The sequence below is a fragment of the Streptomyces sp. RB17 genome (assembly GCF_009604455.1).
Lineage (GTDB): Bacteria > Actinomycetota > Actinomycetes > Streptomycetales > Streptomycetaceae > Streptomyces.
The window spans coordinates 333,909-358,838 of record NZ_WEGL01000002.1 but is presented as its reverse complement, the minus strand read 5'-3'; the positions used below and the strand labels follow the sequence as shown (position 1 = coordinate 358,838).

Sequence of the window (24,930 nt, the reverse complement as noted above, 5' to 3'; positions counted from 1 at the left end):
CACGGGCGGGTGGGTCAGCCGCCGGTGGCGAAGCCCGGGAAGAGCGTCATCCCGCCGTCGACGTACAGGGTGGTGCCGACGACGTAGTCCATCAGGTCGGACGCGAGGCCGACGACGGCGTGGGCGATGTCCTCGGGGTCGCCGACCCGCTTGTAGGGGATCAGCCGCATGAGGTCCTGCTCCGCCTCCGGCGTCTCCCAGGCGCTGCGGTTGATGGGGGTCTTGATGGCTCCGGGGGCGACCGCGTTCACCCGGATCCGCTTCGGGGCGAGTTCCTGGGCCAGGGTCGCCATCATCATCTGCACGCCGCCCTTGGACGCGGCGTAGTTGACGTGACCGCTCCACGGGATGATCTGGTGCACCGAACTCATGCAGATGATCTTCCCGGCCGCGCGCGACACCTCCGGGACGACCCCGCGGCGCAGGAACTCCTTGGCCGCCTCGCGCGCGCACAGGAACTGCCCGGTGAGATTGACGTCCAGGACCTTCTGCCACTGGGCGAGGGTCATCTCCGTGATCGGGGCGTCCCGTTGCAGCCCCGCGTTGGCGACCAGGACGTCGATCGTGCCGAACTCCTTGACCATCCGGTCCACCATGGCGACGACCTGCTGCTCGTCGGACACGTCCGCCTCGTGGGCGACGGCACGGACGCCGAACGCGGTGATCTCCTCGACCACCTTCTCGGCGTCCTCGCGGCCGGCCACGTAGTTCACCACGACATCGGCACCCGCCCGGCCCAGGGCGACGGCCGTCGCCTTGCCGATCCCGGAGTTCGCGCCGGTCACCAGCGCCTTCTGTCCCCGCAGCAGAGGGGCGGTGATCACGCCCTGGGGTGCGCCCTCGGTGGAAGTCACGATGTCCTGCTCCTCCGCTGCGTGCCCACATCCGCCGGGCGCGTCGCCCGGAGGTCCGGGCTTCACACAAGCACCGTCCGGGGTCGGCGGCATGCCGGGGCGGACCGCCTTGCGCTGCCCGGCTGAGATTCTTCGCCCGGTCGGAGTCCGGGGCACAGGCAGGCGTCAGCCCAGCCGCTCCAGCAGGTGGTCGCCCACGCGGAGGGCGTTCGCCATGGCCGTCAGGGACGGATTGACCGCTCCGATGCTCGGGAAGAAGCTGGTGTCGACGACGTAGAGATTGTCCAGGTCGTGGGCCTTGCAGTGGACGTCCAGGGCCGAGGCGCCGGGTCGGTGCCGAAACGCACGGTGCCCGCCTGGTGTGCGGTGGCGCCGATCGGCATGCCCTTGTGCAGGTAGATGCTGCGGGACAGCAGACGGTGCTCGTGCATGCCCAGATGGCCGAGCATGTGCTGCAGTTCGTGCCGCAGGCGCGTGAGACCGGAGATGTTGTTGACCTCGTCGAGGGTGAGCCGGATCCGGCCGTCGTCTTCCAGGGTCACCCGGTTGTCCGGCTGCGGCAGGTCCTCTCCGCAGAGCCAGAAGTCGACGGCGTGATGGGCCAGGACCTCGAAGGGCATGTCCGGCGCCACCGCTCCGGCCCAGCGCGGCGCCTCGCCGTGGATCTGCTCGGCGTCCGACTTGCCGAGCATCTGGATCCCGCCGAGCGGGTAGTCCCAGTCGTCCGCGCCCAGGTACCAGTCGTGCAGGGCGAGGGTCTTCTGGAACTGGGTGTCGTTGGGCTCCTTCGAAATGGCCGTCAGCGCGAGGTTGTTGTGGCGCATGTAGTACCGGCCGACGACGTCCGAGCTGTTGGCCAGCCCGTTCGGATGCCGGTCGTTCGCCGAAGCGAGCAGCAGGGCGGCCGAGTTGACGGCTCCGCAGGCCACGACCACGACATCGGCCGAGAAGCGGGCCTCCTGCTCGTCCGGGAGCTGGGCGACGACGGTGGTGACGCTGCGCCCGGAGGGGTCGGTCTCGAGCTTCGTCACCCGGGCGCCCGTGAGCATCTCCACGTTGGGGTGTTCCAGCGCCGGCTCCACACAGATCACCTGCGCGTCGGACTTGCCGCGGACCAGACAGGGGAAGCCGTCCACCCGGTTGCAGCGGATGCAGACACTGGAGTGGGTGGCCCGGCCGAGCGCGTCCTGTGTCAGGTTGACGCCGATCGGCAGATGGAAGGGGTGCAGTCCGCGCTTCTCCAGGTCGTGGCTCAACTGCTCGATGCGCGGCTCGTGTTCGACCGGCGGATAGGCGAACTGTGCGCTGCACGGCCCTTCCCAGGGGTCCTCGCCGTGCCGGCCGTGCACCAGGTAGAGGTGCTCCGCCTCGGTGTAGAACGGCTCCAGGTCGTCGTAACCGAGGGGCCAGGCGGGCGAGATGCCGTCGTGGTGGCGGAGTTCACCGAAGTCCTCGGGGCGCAGCCGGAACAGTGCCGCGCCGTAGAACTTGGTGTTGCCGCCGACGTAGTAGTTCACCTCGGGCGGGAACTCGTTGCCGTGGCGGTCCAGCCAGAACTCCGGGGCCCGGTACTTGGCCTTGACGAACACGGCGGTGGAGTCCCAGTTGTCGCGTTCGCGCCGCAGGTAGTCACCGCGTTCGAGGATGAGGACGCGCTTGCCGGACGGGGCGAGGCGGTGGGCCAGCGTGCCGCCGCCGGCACCCGTACCGATCACGATGACGTCGTACGAGGGCAGGGCGTCCACGGCAACCACCGTCCTTGCTCGCGGTCTGCGGCCGGTGCCTCTTCGAACGTACGCGCCCCGTGGCGGGGCGGCACCCGGAACGGGCCGCGCACCGGCACGGTCACAGAACGGCGATCGGGTTGACCGGGGAGCCGGTGGCCGCCGGCAGCCGCAGCGGGGCGACCACGCACAGGAAGTGCCGACGGCCCAGCTGTTCGCACAGCTCCGCGAGGTGGTCGAGGTCCAGGTAGTCCAGCAGATGCAGGCCCATGGCGTTGACGGCCAGCACATGCACGGGAAAGGCGACCTCGGCGACCGCACTCGGCGCGGCGTCGCTGTTGCCGTCCGACCCCAGGACGGACACGCGCCGCTCGGCCGGGAAGCGCATCGCCGTCGGATGCAGACCCGCCCAGCGGGCGCGGCACCGGCGGCCGCCGCCACCGCTCGGGCCGCCGCCATCACCGGCACGAAGATCAGAAACCTCACCGGTCCGGACGAGACGGGCCGGTTCGCCGCGCCCTGGACGGATCTCGGCATCCCCGTCACCTGCCCCGACGGCACGATGCTGTTCGTCTGCGGCGACACCTTCGACGGTGCCGGCGTCGGCGCCTCCGACTGGCGGGCCCCGGTCGGCCTGCGCGCCCGCCACCCCGACCCGGATTACCTGGTCATCGACGACAGCGTGGGCGGTACCCACGCCGTGGGCCTGGTCCCGGAGAGCCACCGGAACAACACGACCGCCATCCCCTCGGACGGCTTCACCATCGGCGACACGATGTACATGCACCTGATGCGGGGCGTCCTCTACCAGACCGACCACTCGGACTTCTGGCGCTCCACGGACAACGGCGAGACCTGGGAGTACCTGTGCCTGTGGCCGGGCGACCAGTACGGCGGGCAGTTCCAGCAGAAGACGTACGCGGTCGCGGACGACGGCTGCTGCTATGTCCTGTCGAGCGTGTTCAACCGTGACGTCGACTCCGACCTCCTGCTGCACCGCGTGCGCCAGGACCGGCTGGGCGACCCGGCGGCCTATGAGCCGTGGGGCTGTGCGAACGGCGCCTGGGCCTGGGGGAACTACCCGACGCCGATCACCGCGCGCCGCCGCTGGGGCGAGATCTGCTTCCGCGCCATGGGCGGTCAGTACGCCCTGACCTGGCTGAACATGGACCCGCTGGGCATCCGCGCGCAGGTCTTCGCGCTGCCGACCAGCAACCTGTTCACCACGCCGGAACAGACGATCATCGTCCCCACCACCCCCGGCAACGAGTCCGGCAACGCGGTGGCCGGCCCCTACGGCGGCTTCATCGTGCCCGGTTCGACCTTCGGCGACTTCACCATCAACGTCAGCCAGTGGTACGACGACCAGGACTACCGGGTGATGCAGTACCGGATCAGCGGTCTGGCCGTCTGAGCGCGTCGCACACCGAGGGTCCGCGGATTGTGCGAAGGATGGGATGCTGGTACCCCTGGACCACATGACCAGCCGCGTCCTTCTCGTCTCCCCCGCCATGAGCACGTCCCTGCGGCAGGCCCGCTTCGACGACGGCGGCTCGATCGACGAGAGCGGCGCGGCACGTGCCCGTTCCGCGGCCGGAGCGCTGCCCTCCGCGGGCCGGGTCCTCACCTCCCCCACGGTGCGCTGCCGGGAGACGGCCGCCGCGCTGGGCCTCGACGGTGTGCCGGTACCGGAGTTGGCGGGTCTGGACGTGGGTCGCTGGCGCGGGCGCACCCTGGAAGAGGTGGGCGCCGCCGAACCGGAGGCGGTGGGCCGCTGGCTCACCGACCCCGACTGCGCACCGCATGGGGGTGAGTCCGTGCGGGACCTGTGCGAACGGGTCGCGGGCGGGCTGGCCGACGCGCAGCAGCTGGAGGGTCGCACGATCGCGGTGGTCGAGCCGGAGGTGGTGCGGGCGGCGGTCGCCGGCGCTCTGGGCATGCCCGCGGCGGTCTTCTGGCGCCTCGACGTGCCGCCGCTGACCGTGACCGAACTCAGCGGCCGCGCGGGGCGCTGGAATCTGCGACTCGGGTGTCCGCTCGCCGCGCCCGAGGCCGCATAGCAGAGGCGTACGGCAGAGGGCCCGACGGACGGTTCCGACGGGCCCTGTGCCGTACGCGGGGAGTCAGTGCGCGGCCGGAACCGTTCGCCGGTTCGCGGCCGTCGCCGGCTTGGGGTTCAGCAGCCGCTCTGCCAACTCGCCGAAGACGAGACCGAATCCGGCCCACAGGGTGGTCTGGATCGCCAGTGCCGAGAGCCGGAACCGCCACAGCAGGGTGGCCGGGAAGTTCCTGGGCACCTCGTTGACGACGGGCAGGAACTGGAAGGCCAGGCCGATCACGACGGCGAACGCGACGACCGCGGCCACCGTGGCCCACCAGGTGCCCAGGCGTGGCGCGAGCCGTCTGCCCAGGAGGGTGGCGGCGATCGCCAGCAGGACGCTGAGCAGCATCATCAGGAAGTACAGGGCGGTCCGCTTGCCGATGGTGTCGGGGCTGCCGACCGACGGCGGGTTGGCCGGGTACTTCAGGAACGGCACGACGTACACGGCGAGCAGCGCACAGCCCGACAGCAGCAGTGCCGTGGCCCGGGGGCCGAAACGGCCCACGCGGCCGAGGGCGAAGCAGAAGGCGAGCGCGGCGATGCCGCCGAAGGCGACCCCGTAGACGAGGACACCGGTGGCGAGACCGGCGGTCGACTGCAGGGAGCGGGAGACGACCGCCATCTCGTGCTCGTGGGAGTGGGCCTCCTCGAAGCTGATGGCCTTGTCGACGTTCGGCTCACCGAGAACGTACGCCACGACCAGGGCGAGCACGCCGGCTGCGAGACCGGCGAGCATGCCCCGTACGAGAAGGTTCCGTACGGTTGCGGAGTTCATGGGCGGGCTACGACCCTCGTGTCAGTGGCAGGGGAAGCCCAGCAGGTGGCGGGCGTCGTGCACCCACGCGTGGACGTCCGTGCCGTTGACCACGGAGGTGGCGCCCTGCTCGGCGCCGACGAAGTAGAGCAGGACCAGCATGAGGACGCCGAAGAAGACCGCCCAGGGAGCAATCGCCTTCAGTGGCAGCTTGAGGGGAACGGCGGGGGTGGTGGCTGTCGGCTGGGCGACGGTCTGCGCCATGGCAGGACCTCCTCTGGGAGTTCGCGTCCCATCTCGGTGGTGCACAGGACGACGGCCACGGGTCTGACTCACGAGCCCCTGAGGGGTCCCGCATACAGTGGCGCGACCGTGCCGGATTCCCACCGGCTTCCGTTTCGCCGTCGTCGATATCGGACAGACCGTACCGCGTGACGCGCACATGGCCAAGACCGCCTCCCTCCCAAGTGATCTTCCTCTCCCACTGGCCGGGACGCTACGAGACCGGCGGGTCGGCGGGGGCGCACGGGTCGGCGGGAGGACGCGCGGCTAGGCCCTGTCGTCAAACTCCAGCCGTCCGCCCGAAGGGCGGGCCCTGCGGCGTCAGGTGCGTGCTCTCGGCGTGCCGGACCCTGGCCCTCGTACTGGATGTACTTGGGCCTGGGTCCGGTGCGGCGAGAGTGCGTGCATGGCGTCGCGGGGCAGGAGGGAGTTTGACGACAGGGCCTAGGGCTGGGCGCGGATGCCGGGGCGGAACTTGGGGACGCGGAGGGTGATTTTGGTGCCCGCTCCGACGCCGGTCTCGATGACGAGGCCGTGGTCGTCGCCGTAGACCTGGCGCAGCCGGCGGTCGACGTTGTTCAGCCCGATGCCGGTGGCGGGGCCGGCCGTGCCGCGCAGGATCGCGCGGAGGCGTTCCGGTTCCATGCCGATGCCGTCGTCCTCGATGACGACCCGGGCCTCGGTGCCCTCGTCCTCGGCGGTGATCGTGACGCCGATGCGCTCCACGGTTCCCTCCAGGCCGTGCTTGAGGGCGTTCTCGACGAGGGGCTGCAGGCACAGGAAGGGCAGCGTCACGGGCAGCACTTCGGGGGCGATGCGCAGGGTGACCTTCAGGCGGCGGCCGAAGCGGGCGCGGGCGAGTTCCAGGTACTGCTCGATGGAGCGCAACTCCTCGGCGAGGGTGGTGAAGTCGCCGTCGCGGCGGAAGGAGTAGCGGGTGAAGTCGGCGAATTCCTGGAGGAGTTCGCGGGCGCGCTCGGGGTCGGTGCGGACGAAGGAGGCGATGCTCGCGAGGGAGTTGTAGATGAAGTGCGGGGAGATCTGGGCGCGCAGAGCCCGGACCTCGGCCTCGTGGGCACGAGTGCGGGCCCGGTCGAGGCCGGCGAGCTCGAGTTCCAGGGAGAGCCGGCGGGCCGCTTCCTCGCCGGCCCGGACGGCTGCGGTGGATTCGCCGGCGGCGAGCACGACGAGGGCGCCGGGGGCGCTGCCGTCCACGGGGAGCGGCACCAGGGCGCCCCAGCGGACGGGGCAGTCGGCGTCGTCGCAGGACAGCGGGAAGGTGCGGGCGCGGGGTGGGTGGGCGAGCTGTGCCGCCACCTCCGCGCGGTGGTGCTCGCCGGTGCCGTCCCAGGCGAGCACGGAGGTGTCGTCGGTGAGGGCGAGGGCGGGGGTGCCGAGCAGCGGGCGCAGCCTGCGGAGCGTCTTGCGGGCGGTGTCCGGGGTGAGCCCGGCGCGCAGGGGTGCCGCGGCGAGCGCGGCGGAGTGCAGGCCCTGGGCCAGGGCTCGCGGCCCGTCGCTGTCGGCTGAGTGCTCCTGCTGCCGGCGCGCCGCCCCGTGCCCGAGGCCAGCACCGAGCACGAACAGCGCGAGCCCCACGAGAACGAGCGCCGCGGTACCGAGGACGGTCATGACCGACGCGCGTTCGGGCCGACGGCCGAGCAAACGACGGAGTGCCTGGAGACGCCGCCGACCACGTGCCTGCTCCACCGGGAGCCTCCTCGATGCCGTCGAGCGTCGGGGGCCTGGCGGTGGAGGCGAGCAGCGCGGCCTCCCCGGGGCCGACGAGCATCGTGGCCCTCCGGGCGACGCCCAGCGTCAGGAGCCTGGCAGTGAAGACGAGCAGCGCGGCCTCCCCGGGGCCGACGAGCATCGCGGCCCTCCGGGCGACGCCCAGCGTCAGGAGCCTGGCGGTGGAGGCGAACGGCGTGGTCTCTCCGGGGCCCGCGAACGTCGTGGCCCTCCGGGCGACGCCCGGCGTCGGGGGCCTGGCGGTGAGAGCGAGCAGGGCGGCCTCCCCGGGGCCGACGAGCATCGCGGCCCTCCGGGCGACGCCCAGCGTCAGGAGCCTGGCGGTGGAGGCGAACGGCGTGGTCTCTCCGGGGCCGGCGAACGTCGTGGCCTGGCGGGTGATGCCCGGCGTCGGGGGCCCGGTGGTGCCGAGTGGTGTCGAGGTTCTGCCCCTGACAGTGAGTCCTGCGCTGTTGCCGGTGGCGCGGAGTGTCGGGGTGCTGTCGGTTCGGTCGGCACTCGTACGCGCCGGTGCCCCGGTCGGCCTGTGCGGCCGCGCCGCCGTCGGGTGGCACGGCTGGTCCGGCTGTGTCGGTGGTCTGCACAACGGCTCCTCGGTCAGGTCGTCGCCGGTCCCGGGCGGGTGGGGGGCGGGGGTTCGGGGAGGTGGAGGCGGGCCATCGTGGCGGCGGTGCCGGGTGGGACGCGGCTGCGGGTGGCGAGGGAGATCAGGACCATCGCGGCGAAGCCCACGGGAACGGACCACACCGCGGGCCAGGCCAGCAGCGTGTGCAGCCAGCCGGAGCGGGCGCCGCCGGCGATGGTGGCCGTCACCGCGGTCAGCGCCGATCCGCCGCCGAGGACGAGCCCGGCGATCGCGCCCGGCGGAGTCAGGCCGCGCCACCAGATGCCGAGGACGAGCAGCGGGCAGAAGGAGGACGCCGAGACGGCGAAGGCCAGGCCGACCGCGTCGGCCACGGGCAGATCGCTGACCACGGCCGCCGCCGCGGTCGGCACCGCGATCGCGGGCAGCGTGGCGAGCCGGAAGTGACGGACGCCGAGCGTGGGCAGCACGTCCTGGGCGAGGACGCCCGCTACGGACATGGTGAGCCCGGACGCCGTGGAAAGGAACGCCGCGCAGGCGCCGCCGGCCACGAGGGCGCCGAGCAGGTCCCCGGCGGTCCCGCCGAGCAGCCGCTGCGGCAGGACGAGGACCGCGGCGTCGGTGTCGCCGGTCAGGAGCAGGTCGGGGGCGTACAGACGGCCGAGCATGCCGTACAGGGGGATGAGCAGATAGAACGCGCCGAGCAGGCCGAGCACGCTCACCGTGGTGCGGCGGGCGGCGCGGCCGTCGGGGTTGGTGTAGAAGCGGACGACGACGTGCGGCAGGCCCATGGTGCCGAGGAAGGTGGCGAGGATCAGCCCGTAGGTGGCGTACAGGCTGTGCTGGTCGCGGTCGGAAGACAGTGACTCGGCCCAGCTGGAGGGCGCGGCACGGCCGGGTGCCGGGTCCGGCAGGGGGACGCGTGCGCCGGCCGGGAAGCGCAGGGCGGTCTGTGCGCCGATCCGGTGCCGGCCCTCGCCGAGCCGCAGCGGGACCCCCTGCACCGCGCGGCCGTCGACCGTGCCGGACGCGGTCACCCGGACCGGCTCGCGCACGGTGAGGGTGAGTGGCCGGTCGACGTTCACCTCGGTGGAGCGGTGGAAGACGGGCCGGTCGTCCCAGGCGGGTGCCGGGGCGTGGTCGCCGCGCCAGGCGAGCAGCAGGAACACCACGGGCACCAGCAGGGCGGTGAGTTTCAACCAGTACTGGAAGGCCTGGACGAAGGTGATGCTGCGCATGCCGCCGGCGGCGACGGCCGCGGTCACCACGGCGGCGACGACCAGCCCGCCGAGCCAGCCGGGCGCGCCGGTGAGCAGCCGCAGGGTGAGGCCGGCGCCGCGCAGCTGGGGCAGCAGATACAGCCAGCCGATGCCGACGACCAGCACACCGGCGATCCGCCGCACCGCCCGGGACTCCAGCCGGGCCTCGGCGAAGTCGGGCAGGGTGTAGGCGCCGGAGCGGCGCAGCGGGGCGGCGACGAAGGCCAGCAGGACCAGGAACCCGGCGGTGTAGCCGATGGGGAACCACAGCATGTCGACGCCCTGGGCGAGGACGAGTCCGGCGACGCCGAGGAAGGAGGCGGCGGACAGGTACTCGCCGCTGACCGCGCAGGCGTTGAGCCGGGGGGCGACGGTGCGTGAGGCGACGTAGAAGTCGGAGGTGGTGCGGGAGATGCGCAGGCCGAGCGCGCCGACGAGGACCGTGGCGAGGATCACGGCCGTCACGCCCACGATGCCGTACGTCTGGTTCACCGGCCGGTCCCGGCGGGAAGTCGGCGCATGGTCAGGAGCGTTCCGCGGGAGTGCCGGCGGCCGGGGCGGTCTCGTTGCGCTCGGCTCGGCGGACGTACCAGGCACCGATGGCGAGCAGGGCGGGGTACGGCGCCACGCCCAGGAGGAGCCAGACAGCGAGGGGGACGCGGGGTGCGGCGTCGGCGAACGGCAGGATCCGCAGCAGGACCGGGAGCAGTCCGAGCGGGAGGGCGAGGAGGGCCGTGGTGATGAGCGCGGCCCGCAGCTGACGGTGCATCAACTGCCGTACTCGTGGCTCGGAACCGTGGTGGGGCGAGGGCACCGGGCGGGGTGCGGTCGTACCGCCGACGGGGCGTGGCCGTCCGGTGACCACCTCTCTGCGAGGGACGGATTCCGCACCCATGTCGCACTCCCCGGCGCAGCGGTGATCACCTTGTGCTGCGGCGAGTGTACGCAGCGGCCCCCCACCGAGACAGCGGGTGGACGAGAATCGCCACAGGTCCGTCACCCGGCACCCGCTTCCGTCGCTCAACGGGCCCTGCCCGCAGCGTGTTTGGCCAGCAGGTCTCGCAGTTCCCGGGCATTGCGCCGGCTCACGGCGAGGACGCGGTCGCCGATCCGTACGGTCACGTTGCCGCCGTCCAGGCGGAGTTCCTCGATGCGGCCGAGTGCGACGAGCCGGCTGCGGTGGATGCGCACGAACCCGCGTGCGCGCCACTGTTCCTCCAGGGTGGACAGCGCGACGCGCACCAGATGACTGCCGTGCGGGGTGTGCAGCCGTACATAGTCTCCCTGGGCCTCGACGTACGTGATGTCGGCGATGGGCACGAACCGGGTCACGCCGCCCAGTTCGACGGGGACGTGGTCGCCGAAGGCGGGCGCCTGCTCGGGCGCGGTCACTTCGGGGGCGGCGGCCGGCCGGGGGCCCTGCCCGGCCCGGACCAGTTCGGCGACCCGGCGTACGGCCTCGGCGAAGCGCTCCTTGCGCAGGGGCTTGAGCAGGTAGTCGACGGCCTTGAGGTCGAAGGCGCGGACCGCGAAGTCGTCGTGGGCGGTGACGAAGACGATCAGCGGTGGGGTCGCGAACCCGCCCAGCAGACGGGCGAGTTCGAGGCCGTCGAGTCCCGGCATGTTGATGTCGAGGAAGACGACGTCGACGGTTTCCTCGCCGTCCGGGCCGCCCGCCATGGCCCGGCCGAGCCGACGCAGCGCCTCGGTGGGTCCCGCAGCGGGCACCACGGTGCCGACCCGGGGATCGCGCTCCAGGAGGTACAGCAACTCCCCGAGCGCGGGCTCCTCGTCGTCCACGGCCAGCACCCGCAGGAGAGCGTCGCTCGCGCTCATCTCCGCTATCTCCTTTCCGCTTCAACCACTTACCGGTGCATGGTGGTCCTCCCGGCCGCTCGCGTCGAGATCGCGGAGGCGCACACCGGCCACCGGTGACGGGCGGCTGCGCGGGGTCAGTCCGGGACCACGAGTCGTGCTGCCTCGCCCGGGCCGACCGGTACCACCCGGTCGCGCAGGCAGACGTCGATGGGGGCGCGGTCGGAGTCCGGTACGGCGATCTCCAGGAGGCCGCTGCGCAGGCGGAGATGGACGCCCCAGTGGCCGTGGTAGCGGATGGCGAAGCCGTAGGAGGAGAGTTCGGGCAGCGGGACCGGGTCGAGGCACAGGGCGCCGTCGCGGGTCTCCAGGCCGGTCAGTCCGCGCTGGACGAGGTCGAGGGTGCCGGCCATGGCGCCGAGGTGGATGCCCTCGCCGGTGGTGCCGCCCTGCAGGTCGGCGATGTCGCCGCGCAGCGCCTCCTGGACGAAGGCCCAGGCGTCGGCGCGGCGGGCGCGGGTGAGGATCCAGCCGAGGACCAGGCCGCTGAGGGTGGAGCCGTGGCTGGTGCGGTGCAGGTAGTGGTCGACGGTCGCGGTCCAGGTCCGTTCGTCCAGGCGGTGGCCCAGCCGGTGGAAGAGGGAGCGGAGTTCGGCCGTCGAGAAGAGGTAGCCGAGCATGAGGACGTCGGCCTGCTTGGACGCCTTGTAGCGGTTGACGGTGTCGCCCTCGGCCTCCAGGATCCGGTCGAGGCGGCGGATGTCGTCGTACCGCTTGCGGTAGTCGTCCCAGTCCAGCTCGGTGAGGTCGCCGTAGCCCTCGAACTGGCTGATCACCCCGTCGTGGAAGGGGACGTGGAGGGTGCGGGAGATCTCCTCCCAGTGGGCGGGCTCGTCCTCGTCCAGGCCGATGCTCTCGGCGAGTTCGCGGCGGCGCGGCTCCGGCAGGGTGTCCAGCAGGTCCAGGGTGCGGGCGAGCACCCAGGCGGCGGTGACGTTGGTGTACGCGTTGTCGTCCAGGCCCGGCCGGGTGGCGTCGGGGTAGGCGTCGTGGTACTCGTCGGGCCCCATCACACCCCGGATGCGATACCGGCCGAGGTGGTCGTCGTAGCCGGCCGAGTCCGCCCAGAAGCGGGCGATCTGCAGCAGCATCTCGGCGCCCTCGCCGTGCAGGAAGTCGGTGTCCCTGGTGGCCTCGCAGTACTGCCAGATGTTGTACGCCACCGCCGAGCCGACGTGGTGCTGGAGCCGGGAGTGATCCTGCACCCAGCGGCCGGAGCGGGGATTGAGATGGACTTCCTGGGCCTCCTCGCGGCCGTCGCTGCCGCTCTGCCACGGGTAGAGCGCGCCGCGCCGGCCGAGTTCCCCGGCCGCGTGGCAGGCGGCGTCGAGACGCCGGTGCCGGTAGTGGAGCAGGGCGCGGGAGACCTCGGGCAGGTGCAGGTTGAGATAGGGCAGGACGAAGAGCTCGTCCCAGAAGACATGGCCACGGTAGGCCTCGCCGTGCAGTCCGCGGGCGGGGACGCCGACGTCCAGGTCGGCCGTGTGCGGCGACAGGGTCTGCAGCACGTGGAACAGGTGCAGGCGCAGGATGCTGCCCGCCTCCCCGGGCACCTCCAGCGCGGTGCGCCGCCACAGCTGATCCCAGGCCGTGGCGTGCGTCTCCAGCAGGGCGTCGAAGCCGGAGGCGGCGCCGACGCGTTCGACGGCCGCGTCCAGCGGGTCGCCGATGGCGGGGTCGTGCGAGGTGTGCAGCGCGACCGTCTTGTCGACGGTGACGGTACGGCCGGGTGCCAGGCGCAGCCTCACGTGCTGGACGGCGCGCAGGGCTTCGTGTGCCGTGGCCACGGGCGCGTCGGCTGCCAGCCGGGCGGCCAGGGCGCATTCGATGCGGGAGGTGCGGGTGTGGCAGCGCAGCCACATCGCGCCGTGTGCGGCGAGGCCGGTCCGGATCTGGGTGAGGTGCCGGCCGTCCAGGTCCCGGTAGCGGGCCACGCCGGCGTTGGTGACGCGCCCGTCGAGCGCGGCCTCGACGTCCAGCTCGGACCCGCCGCCCTCGATGGTGAACTCCGTGCGCAGTGCGGCGATATGACGGTCCACCAGATGCACCAGGCGCAGCTGGCGCACGTGCAGCATGGCCCCGCCGTCAAGGCCGTAGCTGGTCCGGCGTTCCAGCAGGCCGGGGCCGAGATGGAGGATCAGCAGGTGTTCGGTGACGGGGTCGGAGTCCGGGGTGAGCCAGGCGCCGCCCACCGGACGGAAGCGGAGCGGCAGCCAGTTGGGGAGGTTGACCATGTCCTCGTTCTCGACCCGGCGTCCGGCGATCTCGGAGGTGAGGCGGTCGTAGCAGCCGGCCACGTAGGTGCCCGGGTAGTGGACGTCGTCCGCGGTGCACTCGGGCAGTGCCCCGCGGGTGGCGAAGTACCCGTTGCCCAGGGTGCACAGCGACTCCCGCAGGCGTTCCTCCTCGGGCCGGTAGCCCTCGTACTCCCACGTCGGTTCCGTCACGGTGGTCCCTCGGACAGCAGGCCGGTGAGGACCCGGTCGGGCGTGAGGGGCAGTTCGCGCAAGCGGACGCCGGTGGCGTGGTGGACGGCGTTGCCGATGGCGGCGGCGGTGCCGACGATGCCGATCTCGCCGATGCCCTTGCTGCCCATGGGGTTGAGGTGCGGGTCGTTCTCGTCGATCCAGTCGGCCTCGACGGCAGGCACGTCCGCGTGCGCGGGCACGTGGTAGGAGGCGAGGTCGGCCTCGGTGAAGTCGCCGAACGCGCGGTCCAGGGTGCTGTGTTCGGTGAGTGCCATGCCGAGACCCATGGTCATGCCGCCGGTGAACTGGGAGCGCGCGGTGCGGGAGTTGAGGATCCGCCCGGCGGCGAAGATCCCGAGCAGCCGCCGTACCCGGGTCTCGCCGGTGACGGTGTCGACGGCGACCTCGGCGAAGTGGGCACCGAAGGCGTGCCGGGCGTAGGAGCTGTCGGCGTCGGCCTGTCCGGCGGTGTCGGCGTGCGTCTCGATGCCGTCGGCGGGCAGCGGGCCGGTGTGTGCGGCGAGCCGGGAGGCGAGCGCGGCGCACGCGTCGTGCACGGCCCAGCCCCAGGAGGCGGTACCCATGGAGCCGCCGGCCAGCCAGGCCGACGGCAGGTCGCTGTGCCCGATCTCGGTGCGGACCCGGTCGAGGGGCACGCCGAGGGCGTCGGCGGCGATCTGGGCGAGGACCGTACGGGCCCCGGTGCCGATGTCGGTCGCGTTGATCCGGACGACGAAGGTGCCGTCGGGCAGGGCGCGGGCGCTCGCGGTGGCTGGGACGGCGGCGGCCGGGTAGGTGGCCGCGGCCACGCCGGTGCCGAGGAGCAGCGGACCCTCGCGGCGCACGCCCGGACGTGGATCACGCCCGTCCCAGCCGAAGCGGCGGGCGCCGTCGCGCAGGCACTCCACGAGGTGCCGGCTGCTGAACGGTTTGCCGCTGTCCGGCTCCCGTTCGGGTTCGTTGCGGACGCGCAGCTCCACCGGGTCCATGCCGAGGGCGTCGGCGAGTTCGTCCATGGCGGACTCCAGGGCGTACATGCCGGGCGCCTCGCCGGGGGCGCGCATCCAGGACGGGCTGGGCACGTCGAGCGGGACCACCCGGTGGGAGCTGAGCAGGGCCGGGGCGGCGTACATGATGCGGGACGGCACCGCGGCCTGCTCGACGAACTCCTTCACCCGGGAGGTGTGGGTGGTCACCTCGTGCAGTACGGCGGTGAGCCGGCCGTCCGCGTGCGCGCCGAGGCGCAGGCGCTGCGCGGTGGGGGCGCGGTGGCCGACGGTGGTGGGCAGGTAGCGGCGGGGGTAGGCGAGGGTGACGGGACGGCCGGTGTGCAGGGCGGCCATGGCGGCGAGGACGACGTCGGGGCGCGGGGTGCCCTTGGAGCCGAAGCCGCCGCCGACGTGCTCGGTGACGACGGTGATCCGGTCCTCGGGCAGCGCGAACAACTGGGCGAGAACCTCCCGCACGGTCGTACCGCCCTGGCTGGAGGTGTACACGGTGAGCCGGTCCCCGTCCCAGTGGGCCGTGCTGGTGTGCGGCTCCATGGGGTGATTGTGCAGCGGCGGCACGCGGTAGGTGGCGTCGACGCGGACCTCGGCCGCGGCGTAGGCGGCCTCCGGGTCGCCGTGCTCCACGCGGCCCGGAAAGCCGGCGTTGGTCTGTTCCGGCTCGTAGGCGTCCGGGTGCCCGGGGTCCAGATCGGCGTCGTGGGGTTCGGCCGTGTAGGTGACGCGTACCGCCCGGGCGGCGGCGCGGGCGGTCTCCAGGGTGTCGGCGACGGCCAGGGCCACGCACCAGCCCCGGTGCGGCACCTGCGGGCCCTGCAGGACGGCGAGCGTGGCGTCCTCGGGCGTGGCGAGGTGCGGGGCGTCGTCGGGGGTGAGGACGGCGAGGACGCCGGGCAGGGCGAGGGCGGCCGAGGTGTCGACGGCGGTGACCCGACCGCGCGCGACCGCGGCCGGCACGGGCCATGCGTGGGCCCGGCCGGTCAGGCCGTACTCGGCGGCGTAACGGGCGGCACCGGTGACCTTCTGCCGCCCTTCCCGCCGCTCGACGGGCGCGCCGAGAGCGCCGCCGGGGTGCCCGTCCGGCCGACGCCCGCGAGAAGTCCCGGTGGGGGTGGCGGCGGCCGTGTCGCGTGCAGCGCGGCGCTCTTCGGGAACGCTCAGGGCACTCCCGGGCGCCGACGAACCTCCCCGCCCGCGTCCGCCGGACGTCCCGGTGACGGTGCCGGACACCGCGCTCCCCGCGTCACAGCGCTCTCCACGAGTGCCCAAGCCACTCACGGGCGCCGACGAACCTCCTCGCCCACGCCCACCGGACGTCCCGGTCACGGTGCCGGACACCGCGCTCCCCGCGTCACAGCGCTCTTCACGAGTGCCCAAGCCACTCACGGGCGCCGACGAACCTCCTCGCCCACGCCCACCGGACGTTCCGGTGACGGTGCCGGAGACCGTGCTCCGTGCATCACAGCGCTCTTCACCGGTGCCCAAGGCGCTACCGGTGGCCGGCGGCCCTTGTTCTGCCGGAGTGCCCGGGGAGTTGCCGGTCATGGGTTCCTCCTGCTCTGCTCGCTCCTCCTGTTGCCGGCTCAGGCGACGGCCGGGGCCGGGGCGAGACGGTTCAGGACGTCGAGGGCGAGGTTGTGGGCGAGGGGCACCTTGTAGGCGTTGTCCCGCAGCGGTTCGGCATGCGCGAGTTCCAGCGCCACGGCCTCCTCGAAGGCGGCGGGGGTCGTGGGGCCGCCCAGCAGGGCCAGCTCGGTGTGCCGGGCCCGCCAGGGCCGGTGGGCGAGCCCGCCGAAGGCGATCCCCGCCTGGTTCACGACGCCGTCCGCGACCCGCAGCACGACGGCCACGGAGGCGAGGGCGAAGGCGTACGACGCCCGGTCCCGGGCCTTGCGGTACGCGGACGGGACGCCGGCGGTGACCGGCGGGAGCAGCACACCGGTGATCAGTTCACCGGGGCAGATCCAGCTGTCCCGGTCGGGATGCTCACCCGGCAGCCGGTGGAACTCGGCCGCCGGAAGCCGCCGGGCGCCCTCGGTGCCGTACAGCTCGACCTGGGCGTCCAGCGCGGCGAGGGCGACGGCCATGTCGGACGGGTTGGTGGCGATGCAGTGTTCCGAGTATCCGAGGACGGCGTGGTCGCGGTGGACGCCCTCCCGGGCGCCGCAGCCGCTGCCGGGCTCGCGTTTGTTGCAGGGTTTGTCCACATCCTGGAAGTAGGGGCAGCGGGTGCGCTGGAGCAGGTTGCCGCCGGTGGTGGCGGCGTTGCGCAACTGCCCGGAGGCGCCCGAGAGGAGCGCCTGGGACAGCGCCGGCCAGCGGTCGCGGACGCGGGGGTCGGCGGCCAGGTCGCTGTTGCGCACGGTCGCGCCGACGCGCAGGGAGCCGTCGGGCAGCTCCTCGACGGTGTCCAGCGGGAGCCGGCCGACGTCGATGAGCACGGCGGGGCGCTCCACGCCGAGTTTCATCAGGTCGACCAGGTTGGTGCCGCCGGCCAGATAGCGGGCGCCGGGGTGGGCGGCGTACGCCTCGACGGCCTCCTGGACGCTGCCGGGCCTGAGGTATCCGAAGCCGTTCACCGGATCACGTCCTCCACCGCCTCGATGATGCGCGGATAGGCGCCGCAGCGGCACAGGTTGCCGCTCAGCCGCTCGCGGATCTCGGACCGGTCCAGCGGTACGGGCCGGCCGGAGGGGGCCGCGGGGTCGGTGACGTGGGAGGGGTGGCCGGCGGCGGCCTCGGCGAGCATGCCGACGGCGGAGCAGATCTGCCCCGGGGTGCAGTACCCGCACTGGTAGGCGTCGCGGTCGAGGAAGGCCCGCTGCAGCGGGTGCGGCTCCTCGCCGTCCCCGCCCAGGCCCTCGATGGTGGTGATCTCGCTGCCGTCGAGGGCGACCGCGAGCAGCAGGCAGCTGTTGACGCGGCGGCCGTCGGCCAGCACGGTGCAGGCACCGCACTGGCCGTGGTCGCAGCCCTTCTTCGACCCGGTGAGGCCCAGATCCTCGCGGAGCAGGTCCAGCAGGACACGCCGGTGGTCGACGTGCAGGGTGTGGGGCTTGCCGTTGACACGGAGAGTGATCTCCGATGCGGCAGGGAGCTGGTTTTCGCTGGTCATGGCAGGGGTGGCCTTCCGGACGGGCCCTGAGTCCGTCCAGACCGCGTATCCACGCTGCGGCGCCTCACACGTCCGTGGGGCCACACCCTTCGCTCACGGGTAGCGGACCAGGTCCGCGACGTTGGCCGAGGAGTTCGAGGGCCCTCCGGTGTTGTCGATGACGTGACTGATGGTGCCGGTGCCGCCGAGGGAGACGGTGACCATGCTGGTGAAGCGGACGTTCGGGTTGTCCGGCACCTCGATGGCGCGGTCGGCGGTGACGCTCGGGTCGGCGTTGAAGTAGCAGTAGCTGCCGAGTCCGTACGCCTGGTGGCTGGTGACCGAGTCCGCGACCTTGTAGGCGGCGTAGCCCTTCGTGGAGCCGTTCATCCAGGCGGACTGGCTGGGCGGGTCGTACGGCATCTCGTTCTGGAAGAAGTAGGTGCGGCCGCCGTTGCCGTTCCAGAGCACCTGGTACTTCTGGAAGTGCTCCACGAACAGGCCGTACATGGTCACGTCGTCGCCGTTGACGACGAGTCCGGTGTCGGCGGTGTTGCTGGTCCAGCCGACGCCGCTGCCGTGGTCGGCGCGCCAGATCCACATGTGGTCGCCGATGACGTTCTTGCTGTTGACGACGAGGCTGGTGACCGCCTTGCCGACGCCCGCGCCGCCGATGCGGAAGTAGACGTCGTGCAGGGAGGTCGGGTCGGCCGCGTGGGAGGCGGTCGAGCCGGCCGGCCCGACCTCGACCAGCGTCTTCGAGCTGGTGGTGCCGGCGTCGAAGAGCAGACCCGCGATGTTGACGCCGTCGACGTCGGCGACGCTCATCGCGGTGATGCCGTTGTCCGGGACGAAGGTGGCGAGCCCGAGGCCGAGGACGACCGTGTCGGGGCGGGTCACCTTCAGGGTCTGGTCGAGGTGGTAGACGCCGGGCGTGACGAGCAGGTTCTGCCCTGCCGCGAGGGCCGCGTTGATCTGTGCGGCGGTCGCACCGGGCTTGACGACGTAGAACTGGCTGAGCGGCAGCGAGGTGCCGGACGGGCTGCCGCTCCCCCAGCTGGTTGCCGTCGCACTGGTGCGTGTGGACGGCACGAACACCTGGTAGTTCCCGGAATCGTCGACGTACAGGAACGGCTTCTCCCGGGTGACCGGGCTCTGGGCGACCGTGGTGTACGGCGGGTTGGGGAAGCTGGTGTTGGGCACGCCCTGGCTGCCGACGAACACCATGTTCCAATTGGACCCGGTCCAGCCGCCGAGCTGGGAGTTGCGGGTCAGCCACTGCTGCTGCGTGCCGGAGTTGACCTGGCCGTCGACCTTGCTGTCGGCGAGATAGCCGCCGGAGGACCAGCCGCCGTCGTCGAGGGCGAGGTTGCCGCGCAGATGCATCCGGCGGTACGGCGCGGCCTGCGACACGGCCCAACGATCGCTGCCGCTCGTGGGGTTGACGGAGAGGTTCTCGGCGCCGCGCCAGAAGTTCTGGGTGGCGTTGCCCTGGAACCAGTCGGCCTCGGCGTGCACGGCTCCGTCGATCGACACCGCGTCCGGGGTCAGGCCGAGCCCGAGCACCTGGGTGTAGAACCCGACGTTGACGTCCGCGCTGTAGGCACCGGGCTTGAAGAGGACGGCGTAGCGCTGGGCGCCGAACTGGTTGGTCTCCTGCTGCTTGAAGACGGCGTCCAGTCTGCTCTGGATGGTGGTGGACGACATGGACGGGTCGAAGACGACGACGTTCGGTCCGAGGTCCGGGTCGCTGCTCGACTGGGTCACCGGGACCACCTGGAAGCGCTGGGCGGCGGTGCCGTTGCAGGTGTACTGCTGGAACTGCACGCTGTCGGCGGTGGAGGCGCCCGGGTCGTCCAGGCACTTGCCGCTGTTCCTGTCGACGAAGTGGAAGGCGCCGCCGCCGCCGTCCACGGCCTGCCACTGCTGGTTGGCGCCGCCGCCGTAACTCCACAGCTGGATGGGCGCGTTGTCGGCGGTGGAGACGTCGGTGACGTCCAGAACCTGGCTGGTGTTGTTGCGGTTGTCGATGTGGACGTAGCCGTTGCCGGCGTCGGTGAAGTTCCATTGCTGGGCCGTGGTGCCGTTGCAGGCGTACTGCTGGACGGCGGTGCCGTTGGCGGTGGCGGCGGCCTTGGCGTCCAGGCACTTGCCGCTCGCGGCGTTGATGACGGTCGCGAAGCCGGTGGGCAGGGCGGCGGTCTGCGCCGCGGCGGCGTGTGCGGACGCGGTGGTGCCGAGGGGTGTCGGCGCGGCGGTGAGCAGAGCGGCGGCGGCCGCGGCGACAAGGGCAACGGCTGTCGGTCTGCGACGTGGATGAGGAAGCACGGGTTCTCCTGCGGGGGCTCAGCCCGTGTAGGCGGCGAAGACGCGGGTGTAGTCCCAGTCGGACTGGGCGACGCCGGAGCAGCTGTCGGCGGGGCCGCCGGAGCACGGCCGGTCACGGTTGGCGGACCAGAAGGTGAGCCGGGCGAGGTGGTGCGCCTGGGCGTAGGCCAGGATGGTCCGGAAGTCGTTCACCGTGACGGTCTCGTTGTTGTCGGTGATGCCGTTCATGGACGAGATGCCCATGTCCCGGTAGGCCTGGTCGTCGCTGTAGTGGTAGGCGTTCTTCAACGCGTTCTTCAGGCCCTCGGCGGCCTGCGTGGTGAGGTTGCCCATGTTCTGTCCGGCGCCGCCGAAGTCGAACGGCATGATGGCCCAGGCGTCCACGGTCAGCCCGGAGGACGCGGCCCGGTCGATGAGGCTGGTGTCGGGCCCGCTCTGCCCGGTGCCCTGGGTGATGTACACCTTCAGTCCCGGGTTGTTCGCCTTCACGGTCTTCAGCGCGTCCACGGTGCGCTGCTGCACGGTCGCGCTGCTGTAGGCGTCGGCCTCGATGTCGATGTCGATCGCCTTCAGGCCGTAGGCATCGATGACTTTCTGGTAGGCCGCCGCCAGCTCGCTCGGGCTGGAGCAGGAGCTCTCCAGCTTGTTGCCGCTGTAGCCGCCGAAGGACGGGATGACGTCACCGCCGTTCGCCCGCACGGTGTTGACCGTCTGCTGGTCGACCCCGCCGGTCAGCGGGCGGCTGCCGTCCCACTGCGGGTTGCAGGAGCCGTTGCTGAGCACGAAGGCGAGGGTGAACCACTTCACGCCGGTGGCCTGGGTGATGGTGGCCGGATTCGGCGGGCTGCCCCAGCCGTTGTAGAGGTACGGCGCGACGGCCATCGGCGCGGAGGGGGTGCCGTCGCCCCCGCTCGCGGGCGCGTTCCACTTCTGGTTGGCGCCGCCGCTGCAGCTCCAGATCTGTGTCCGGGTGCCGTTGGCGGAGTTGTTGTCGGTGACGTCCAGGCACTTGTCGGCCTGCGGGTTGACGATGTCGTGGGCGGCGGTGACGGTCCACTTCTGGTTCGCGCCGCCGGTGCAGGACCACAGCTGCACCTTGGCGCCGTCGGCGGTCGAATTGCCGGTCACGTCAAGGCACTTGCCGAGTGCGCGGATCGTGCCGTCGCTGCCGACCGTCCACTGCTGGGCGTTCGTGCCGTTGCAGTCGTAGAGCTGGACGGGCGTGCCGTCGGCCGAGTTGGCCCCGGCGACGTCGAGACACTTGCCGGCGAGCCCGGTGATGGCGCCGGTGGCGGCCTGGGCGGGGGAAGCGGTGAGCAGTCCGGCGGAGAGCGCCAGGACGCCGACAGAGACTGCGGCGGGGAGGTGTCTGGCCATGTGCGGGGGCGGCCTTTCGCGTGGGGGGTGCAGCCCAACGCCTTGGAGCAGATTGGGCGTTGGGATGCTCTGCAGGCTTTGTTTAAGGCGTGAAGCTAAAGGTCCGGACCAGTGGAGTCAAGGGGTCCGGCAGCAACTCGCCCCGCACGCGGTGATGTACGGCGACGACGGACCGGTGATCGACTACGACGAGGAAGCCCGGGAGTACGACGTGTCCCGGGGCGGGAATCCCGGGCACACGCGGCTGCGGACGCGCTGGAGTCGCTGCTGCCGCCGCGGCCCGGCACCGTGCTGGACGTCGCGTGCGGGACCGGCATCGTCACCAGGAGGCTGCGGCGGGCGGGGCGGACGGTGCCGGGCGTGGACCGTTGGGAGGGGATGCTGGGGCCGGCGGCCCGGCGCATGCCCGGCGCTGTCGTGCTGGGCGACGCGGCCCGGCTGCCGCTGCCGAGGGGCAGCGTGGACGCGGTGGTGATCGTCTGGCTGCTCCGTCTGCTGCCCGAGCCCACGGCCGTACTCGCCGAGGCGGCCCGGGTGCTCGAACCCGGCGGCGTGCTCGTCACCGCGGTCGACAAGGACAAGGGGTACTTCGTGCCGGACAGCGACATCGCCCGGGTCACGGCCGCCTTGCGGGAACGGCACCGGCCCCGGGTCCCCGACGGCCGCGCCCGCGTGCTGGCCCGTGCGGCCGGGCTGGGGCTACGGCCCGCCGGGGAGACCGTGTTCGCCGGTGCCGGCCAGGGCCGCAGTCCGCGCCGCTGGCGGGAGGTCTTCGCATGGGGCCGGACACCGTGGTGCGCGCACGCCGAGCCGGCGCGGGTGGCCGAGGTGTGCGAACGCCTCACGGCCCTGCCGGAGCAGGACAGACCCCGCCCGGATCCGCTGTACCGGCTCGTAACCCTGCGCAAGAAGGGGGCGCCATGACCGCTCGGGGAGCCGCCCCGCCCGGCCCAGCACGCCCGGAAGCGGCGCGGGCCGCCGTGAACAAGCGGCCGACGAACTCCCACAACGAGCCCCCGGCGAGCGACGACCCGCAACCCACCACGAGCTTCCACGCGGGCGGCGTGCCAGCACCTCACGGCCCTGCCGGAGCAGGACAGACCCCGCCCGGATCCGCTGTACCGGCTCGTGGCTCTACGCAGGGAGAGGGCGCCATGACCGCTCGGGAAGTCGCCCCGCCCGGCTCAGCACGCCCGGACGGGGCGCGGGCCGCCGTGAACAAACGGCCCGCGGGCACCCGCAACGAGCCCACGGCGAGCTTCCGCCAGGGCGGCGTGCCAGCACCTCGCAGCCCTGCCGGAGCAGGACAGACCCTGCCCGGATCCGCTGTACCGGCTCGTGGCTCTACGCAAGGAGGGGGCGCCATGACCGCTCGGGGAGCCGCCCCGCCCGGCCCAGCACGCCCGGAAGCGGCGCGGGCCGGTGTGAACAAGCGGCCGACGAACACCCACAACGAGCCCCGGCGAGCGACGACCCGCAGCCCACCACGAGCTTCCGCGTGGGCCTCCTCAGGACGACGGCACCCCGGCAGGCTCGGCCGGCTCTCCCACCGCTTCCGCCGCGGCAGCGCCCCGCTGGGCGAACTGCGTCCGATACAGCTCGGCATACCGGCCGTCCTCCGCCAACAGCTCCTCGTGCGTGCCCCGTTCCACGATCCGCCCCGCCTCCACGACCAGGATCTGGTCGGCCGCCCTGACCGTGGACAGCCGGTGGGCGATCACCACGGCCGTACGGCCCTCCAGGGCCTCGGTGAGGGCCTCCTGGACGGCCGCCTCGGAGGTGTTGTCCAGGTGGGCGGTGGCCTCGTCCAGGATGACCACGCGCTGGCGGGCCAGCAGCAGCCGGGCGATGGTCATGCGCTGGCGTTCGCCGCCGGAGAGCCGGTAGCCGCGCTCGCCGACCACCGTGTCCAGACCGTCGGGCAGGGACCGTACGACGTCGGCCAGGCGGGCGCGGCCGAGGGCGTCCCAGAGGTCCTCGGCCGGGGCGTCCGGGCGGGCCAGCAGCAGGTTGGCGCGGACGGTGTCGTGGAAGAGGTGGCCGTCCTGGGTGACCATGCCGAGCGTGCCGCGCAGCGAGGCGGCGGTCAGGTCGCGGACGTCGACCCCGCCGATGCGGACGGCGCCCGCGTCGACGTCGTACAGGCGCGGCAGCAGCTGGGCGATGGTGGACTTGCCGGCGCCCGAGGAGCCGACGAGGGCCACGGTCTGGCCGGGTTCGGCGCGGAAGGAGACGCCGTGCAGGACCTCGGAGCCGCCGCGGGTGTCCAGGGCGGCGACCTCCTCCAGGGAGGCGAGGGAGACCTGGTCGGCGGAGGGGTAGGAGAAGCGGACGTTCTCGAACTCGACGGCGACGGGGCCATCGGGGACCTCACGCGCGTCCGGCTTCTCCACGATCAGGGGCTTCAGGTCCAGCACCTCGAAGACCCGCTCGAAGCTGACGAGCGCGCTCATCACCTCCACCCGGGCTCCGGCGAGCGCGGTCAGCGGGGCGTACAGGCGGGTCAGCAGCAGGGCGAGGGAGACGACCGCGCCGGCCTGCAGGGTGCCGTGCAGAGCGAACCAGCCGCCGAGGCCGTAGACGAGGGCCAGCGCGAGGGCGGAGACCAGGGTGAGGGAGGTGATGAAGACGGACTGGGCCGTGGCCGTGCGGACGCCGATGTCGCGGACCCGGGCGGCGCGGGCCGCGAACTCCGCCGACTCCTCCTCGGGGCGGCCGAACAGCTTGACCAGGGTGGCGCCGGGAGCGGAGAAGCGTTCGGTCATCCGGGTGCCCATGGCCGCGTTCAGCGCCGCCGCCTCCCGTTGCATGCGGGCCATCCGGGTGCCCATGCGGCGGGCCGGCAGCACGAACAGCGGCAGCAGCACCAGCGCGAGCAGGGTGATCTGCCAGGACAGGGTGAGCATCACCGCGAGGGTGAGCAGCAGGGTGACCAGATTGCTGACCACGCCCGACAGGGTGTTGGCGAACGCCCGCTGGGCGCCGATCACGTCGTTGTTGAGACGGCTGACGAGCGCTCCCGTACGAGTCCGTGTGAAGAACGCCACGGGCATGCGCAGCACATGATCGAACACAGCCGTTCTGAGGTCGAGGATGAGTCCCTCCCCGAGCGTCGCCGACAGGCGCCGGCCGAGGATGCCGAGCCCCGCCTCCGCGAGGGCCACGAGCGCGATGAGCAGGGAGAGCCTGACCACCGTGCCGGAGTCGTGCCCCGCCACGATCGCGTCGACGACGCGGCCGGCGAGCACGGGGGTCGCCACGGCGAGCAGCGCGGTCACCACCCCGAGCACCACGAACCGGACGATGCCCGCGCGGTGCGGGCGGGCGAAGGTAGCGATACGGCGCAGCGTGGCGCGGGCGAACGGCCGGCGCTCGTCCTGCGCGTTCATGACACTATGCAGCTGCATCCATGCGGTGGTCTCCATGCTCATGGAAGAGAACGTAGAACCTCGAGCTTCGTTGAGGTCAATGTTCC

Annotated in this window: 17 protein-coding genes, 2 pseudogenes and 1 riboswitch; of the genes and pseudogenes, 3 read left to right on the top strand and 16 right to left on the bottom strand. The window is 72.5% G+C overall.

What is annotated here, in order from left to right:
* Positions 1-14: 14 nt before the first annotated feature.
* From SRB17_RS08580 to SRB17_RS08570, 3 genes and pseudogenes are all read right to left on the bottom strand, one after another.
* On the bottom strand, positions 15-854 hold the full coding sequence (locus tag SRB17_RS08580; protein ID WP_323375195.1) for an SDR family oxidoreductase: 840 nt from the start codon (positions 852-854) through the stop codon (positions 15-17).
* A gap of 165 nt (positions 855-1,019) precedes the next feature.
* Positions 1,020-2,608 (bottom strand): annotated as a pseudogene (locus SRB17_RS08575) (GMC oxidoreductase).
* Positions 2,609-2,699: 91 nt separating this feature from the next.
* A complete protein-coding gene (locus SRB17_RS08570; RefSeq protein ID WP_194293947.1) occupies positions 2,700-2,966 on the bottom strand; it encodes a hypothetical protein in 267 nt (88 codons plus the stop codon).
* Positions 2,967-2,975: 9 nt separating this feature from the next.
* Here SRB17_RS08570 and SRB17_RS08565 point away from each other — a divergent pair, with 9 nt between their 5' ends.
* Together SRB17_RS08565 and SRB17_RS08560 are read left to right on the top strand one after the other, a co-directional pair.
* Positions 2,976-3,992, top strand: a complete 1,017-nt coding sequence (locus SRB17_RS08565; protein WP_153536424.1) for a DUF4185 domain-containing protein — start codon at positions 2,976-2,978, stop codon at positions 3,990-3,992.
* Positions 3,993-4,056: 64 nt separating this feature from the next.
* Positions 4,057-4,638 (top strand): histidine phosphatase family protein, encoded by a 582-nt coding sequence (locus tag SRB17_RS08560; protein ID WP_153538074.1) that lies wholly within the window; start codon positions 4,057-4,059, stop codon positions 4,636-4,638.
* Positions 4,639-4,701: 63 nt separating this feature from the next.
* On the opposite strand, the gene SRB17_RS08555 is transcribed toward SRB17_RS08560, so the two are convergent.
* The 12 genes from SRB17_RS08555 to SRB17_RS08500 form a co-directional block, all read right to left on the bottom strand.
* Complete coding sequence (locus tag SRB17_RS08555; protein WP_153536422.1) at positions 4,702-5,454, bottom strand: CbtA family protein; 753 nt, start codon at positions 5,452-5,454, stop codon at positions 4,702-4,704.
* A gap of 21 nt (positions 5,455-5,475) precedes the next feature.
* Complete coding sequence (locus tag SRB17_RS08550; RefSeq protein ID WP_153536420.1) at positions 5,476-5,697, bottom strand: CbtB domain-containing protein; 222 nt, start codon at positions 5,695-5,697, stop codon at positions 5,476-5,478.
* Positions 5,698-5,733: 36 nt separating this feature from the next.
* Positions 5,734-5,874: riboswitch (cobalamin riboswitch) on the bottom strand.
* Between the two features lie 285 nt (positions 5,875-6,159).
* Entirely contained in the window at positions 6,160-7,344 is a 1,185-nt protein-coding gene (locus tag SRB17_RS08545) for a sensor histidine kinase (RefSeq protein WP_153536418.1), read from the bottom strand.
* A 717-nt stretch (positions 7,345-8,061) separates the two neighbouring features.
* On the bottom strand, positions 8,062-9,798 hold the full coding sequence (locus tag SRB17_RS08540) for a cation acetate symporter (RefSeq protein WP_194293946.1): 1,737 nt from the start codon (positions 9,796-9,798) through the stop codon (positions 8,062-8,064).
* A 31-nt stretch (positions 9,799-9,829) separates the two neighbouring features.
* Entirely contained in the window at positions 9,830-10,201 is a 372-nt protein-coding gene (locus tag SRB17_RS08535) for a hypothetical protein (protein WP_153536416.1), read from the bottom strand.
* Between the two features lie 125 nt (positions 10,202-10,326).
* The gene (locus SRB17_RS08530) at positions 10,327-11,142 is read right to left on the bottom strand and encodes a LytR/AlgR family response regulator transcription factor (protein WP_153536414.1); all 816 of its coding nucleotides are present in this window, start codon (positions 11,140-11,142) and stop codon (positions 10,327-10,329) included.
* 116 nt (positions 11,143-11,258) lie between these two features.
* Complete coding sequence (locus tag SRB17_RS08525) at positions 11,259-13,628, bottom strand: glycoside hydrolase family 65 protein (RefSeq protein ID WP_323375194.1); 2,370 nt, start codon at positions 13,626-13,628, stop codon at positions 11,259-11,261.
* Positions 13,625-15,886, bottom strand: a complete 2,262-nt coding sequence (locus tag SRB17_RS08520) for a xanthine dehydrogenase family protein molybdopterin-binding subunit (protein WP_323375193.1) — start codon at positions 15,884-15,886, stop codon at positions 13,625-13,627. The genes SRB17_RS08525 and SRB17_RS08520 overlap by 4 nt, the downstream gene beginning before the upstream one ends.
* Positions 15,887-16,239: 353 nt before the next feature.
* The gene (locus SRB17_RS08515; RefSeq protein ID WP_323375192.1) at positions 16,240-17,235 is read right to left on the bottom strand and encodes a xanthine dehydrogenase family protein subunit M; all 996 of its coding nucleotides are present in this window, start codon (positions 17,233-17,235) and stop codon (positions 16,240-16,242) included.
* A complete protein-coding gene (locus SRB17_RS08510; RefSeq protein WP_153536412.1) occupies positions 17,232-17,771 on the bottom strand; it encodes a (2Fe-2S)-binding protein in 540 nt (179 codons plus the stop codon). Before SRB17_RS08510 ends, SRB17_RS08515 begins: the two co-directional genes overlap by 4 nt.
* A 93-nt stretch (positions 17,772-17,864) precedes the next feature.
* The gene (locus SRB17_RS08505) at positions 17,865-20,078 is read right to left on the bottom strand and encodes an RICIN domain-containing protein (RefSeq protein ID WP_323375191.1); all 2,214 of its coding nucleotides are present in this window, start codon (positions 20,076-20,078) and stop codon (positions 17,865-17,867) included.
* Positions 20,079-20,096: 18 nt separating this feature from the next.
* Positions 20,097-21,455 (bottom strand): lectin, encoded by a 1,359-nt coding sequence (locus tag SRB17_RS08500; RefSeq protein WP_153536410.1) that lies wholly within the window; start codon positions 21,453-21,455, stop codon positions 20,097-20,099.
* Positions 21,456-21,630: 175 nt separating this feature from the next.
* On the opposite strand from SRB17_RS08500, the pseudogene SRB17_RS08495 reads away from it, so the two are divergent.
* A pseudogene (locus SRB17_RS08495) lies at positions 21,631-22,379 on the top strand (class I SAM-dependent methyltransferase).
* Between the two features lie 584 nt (positions 22,380-22,963).
* On the opposite strand, the gene SRB17_RS08490 reads toward SRB17_RS08495, so the two are convergent.
* Positions 22,964-24,880: an ABC transporter ATP-binding protein gene (locus SRB17_RS08490; RefSeq protein ID WP_153538062.1), complete on the bottom strand. Its 1,917-nt coding sequence runs from the start codon at positions 24,878-24,880 to the stop codon at positions 22,964-22,966.
* Positions 24,881-24,930 lie beyond the last annotated feature (50 nt).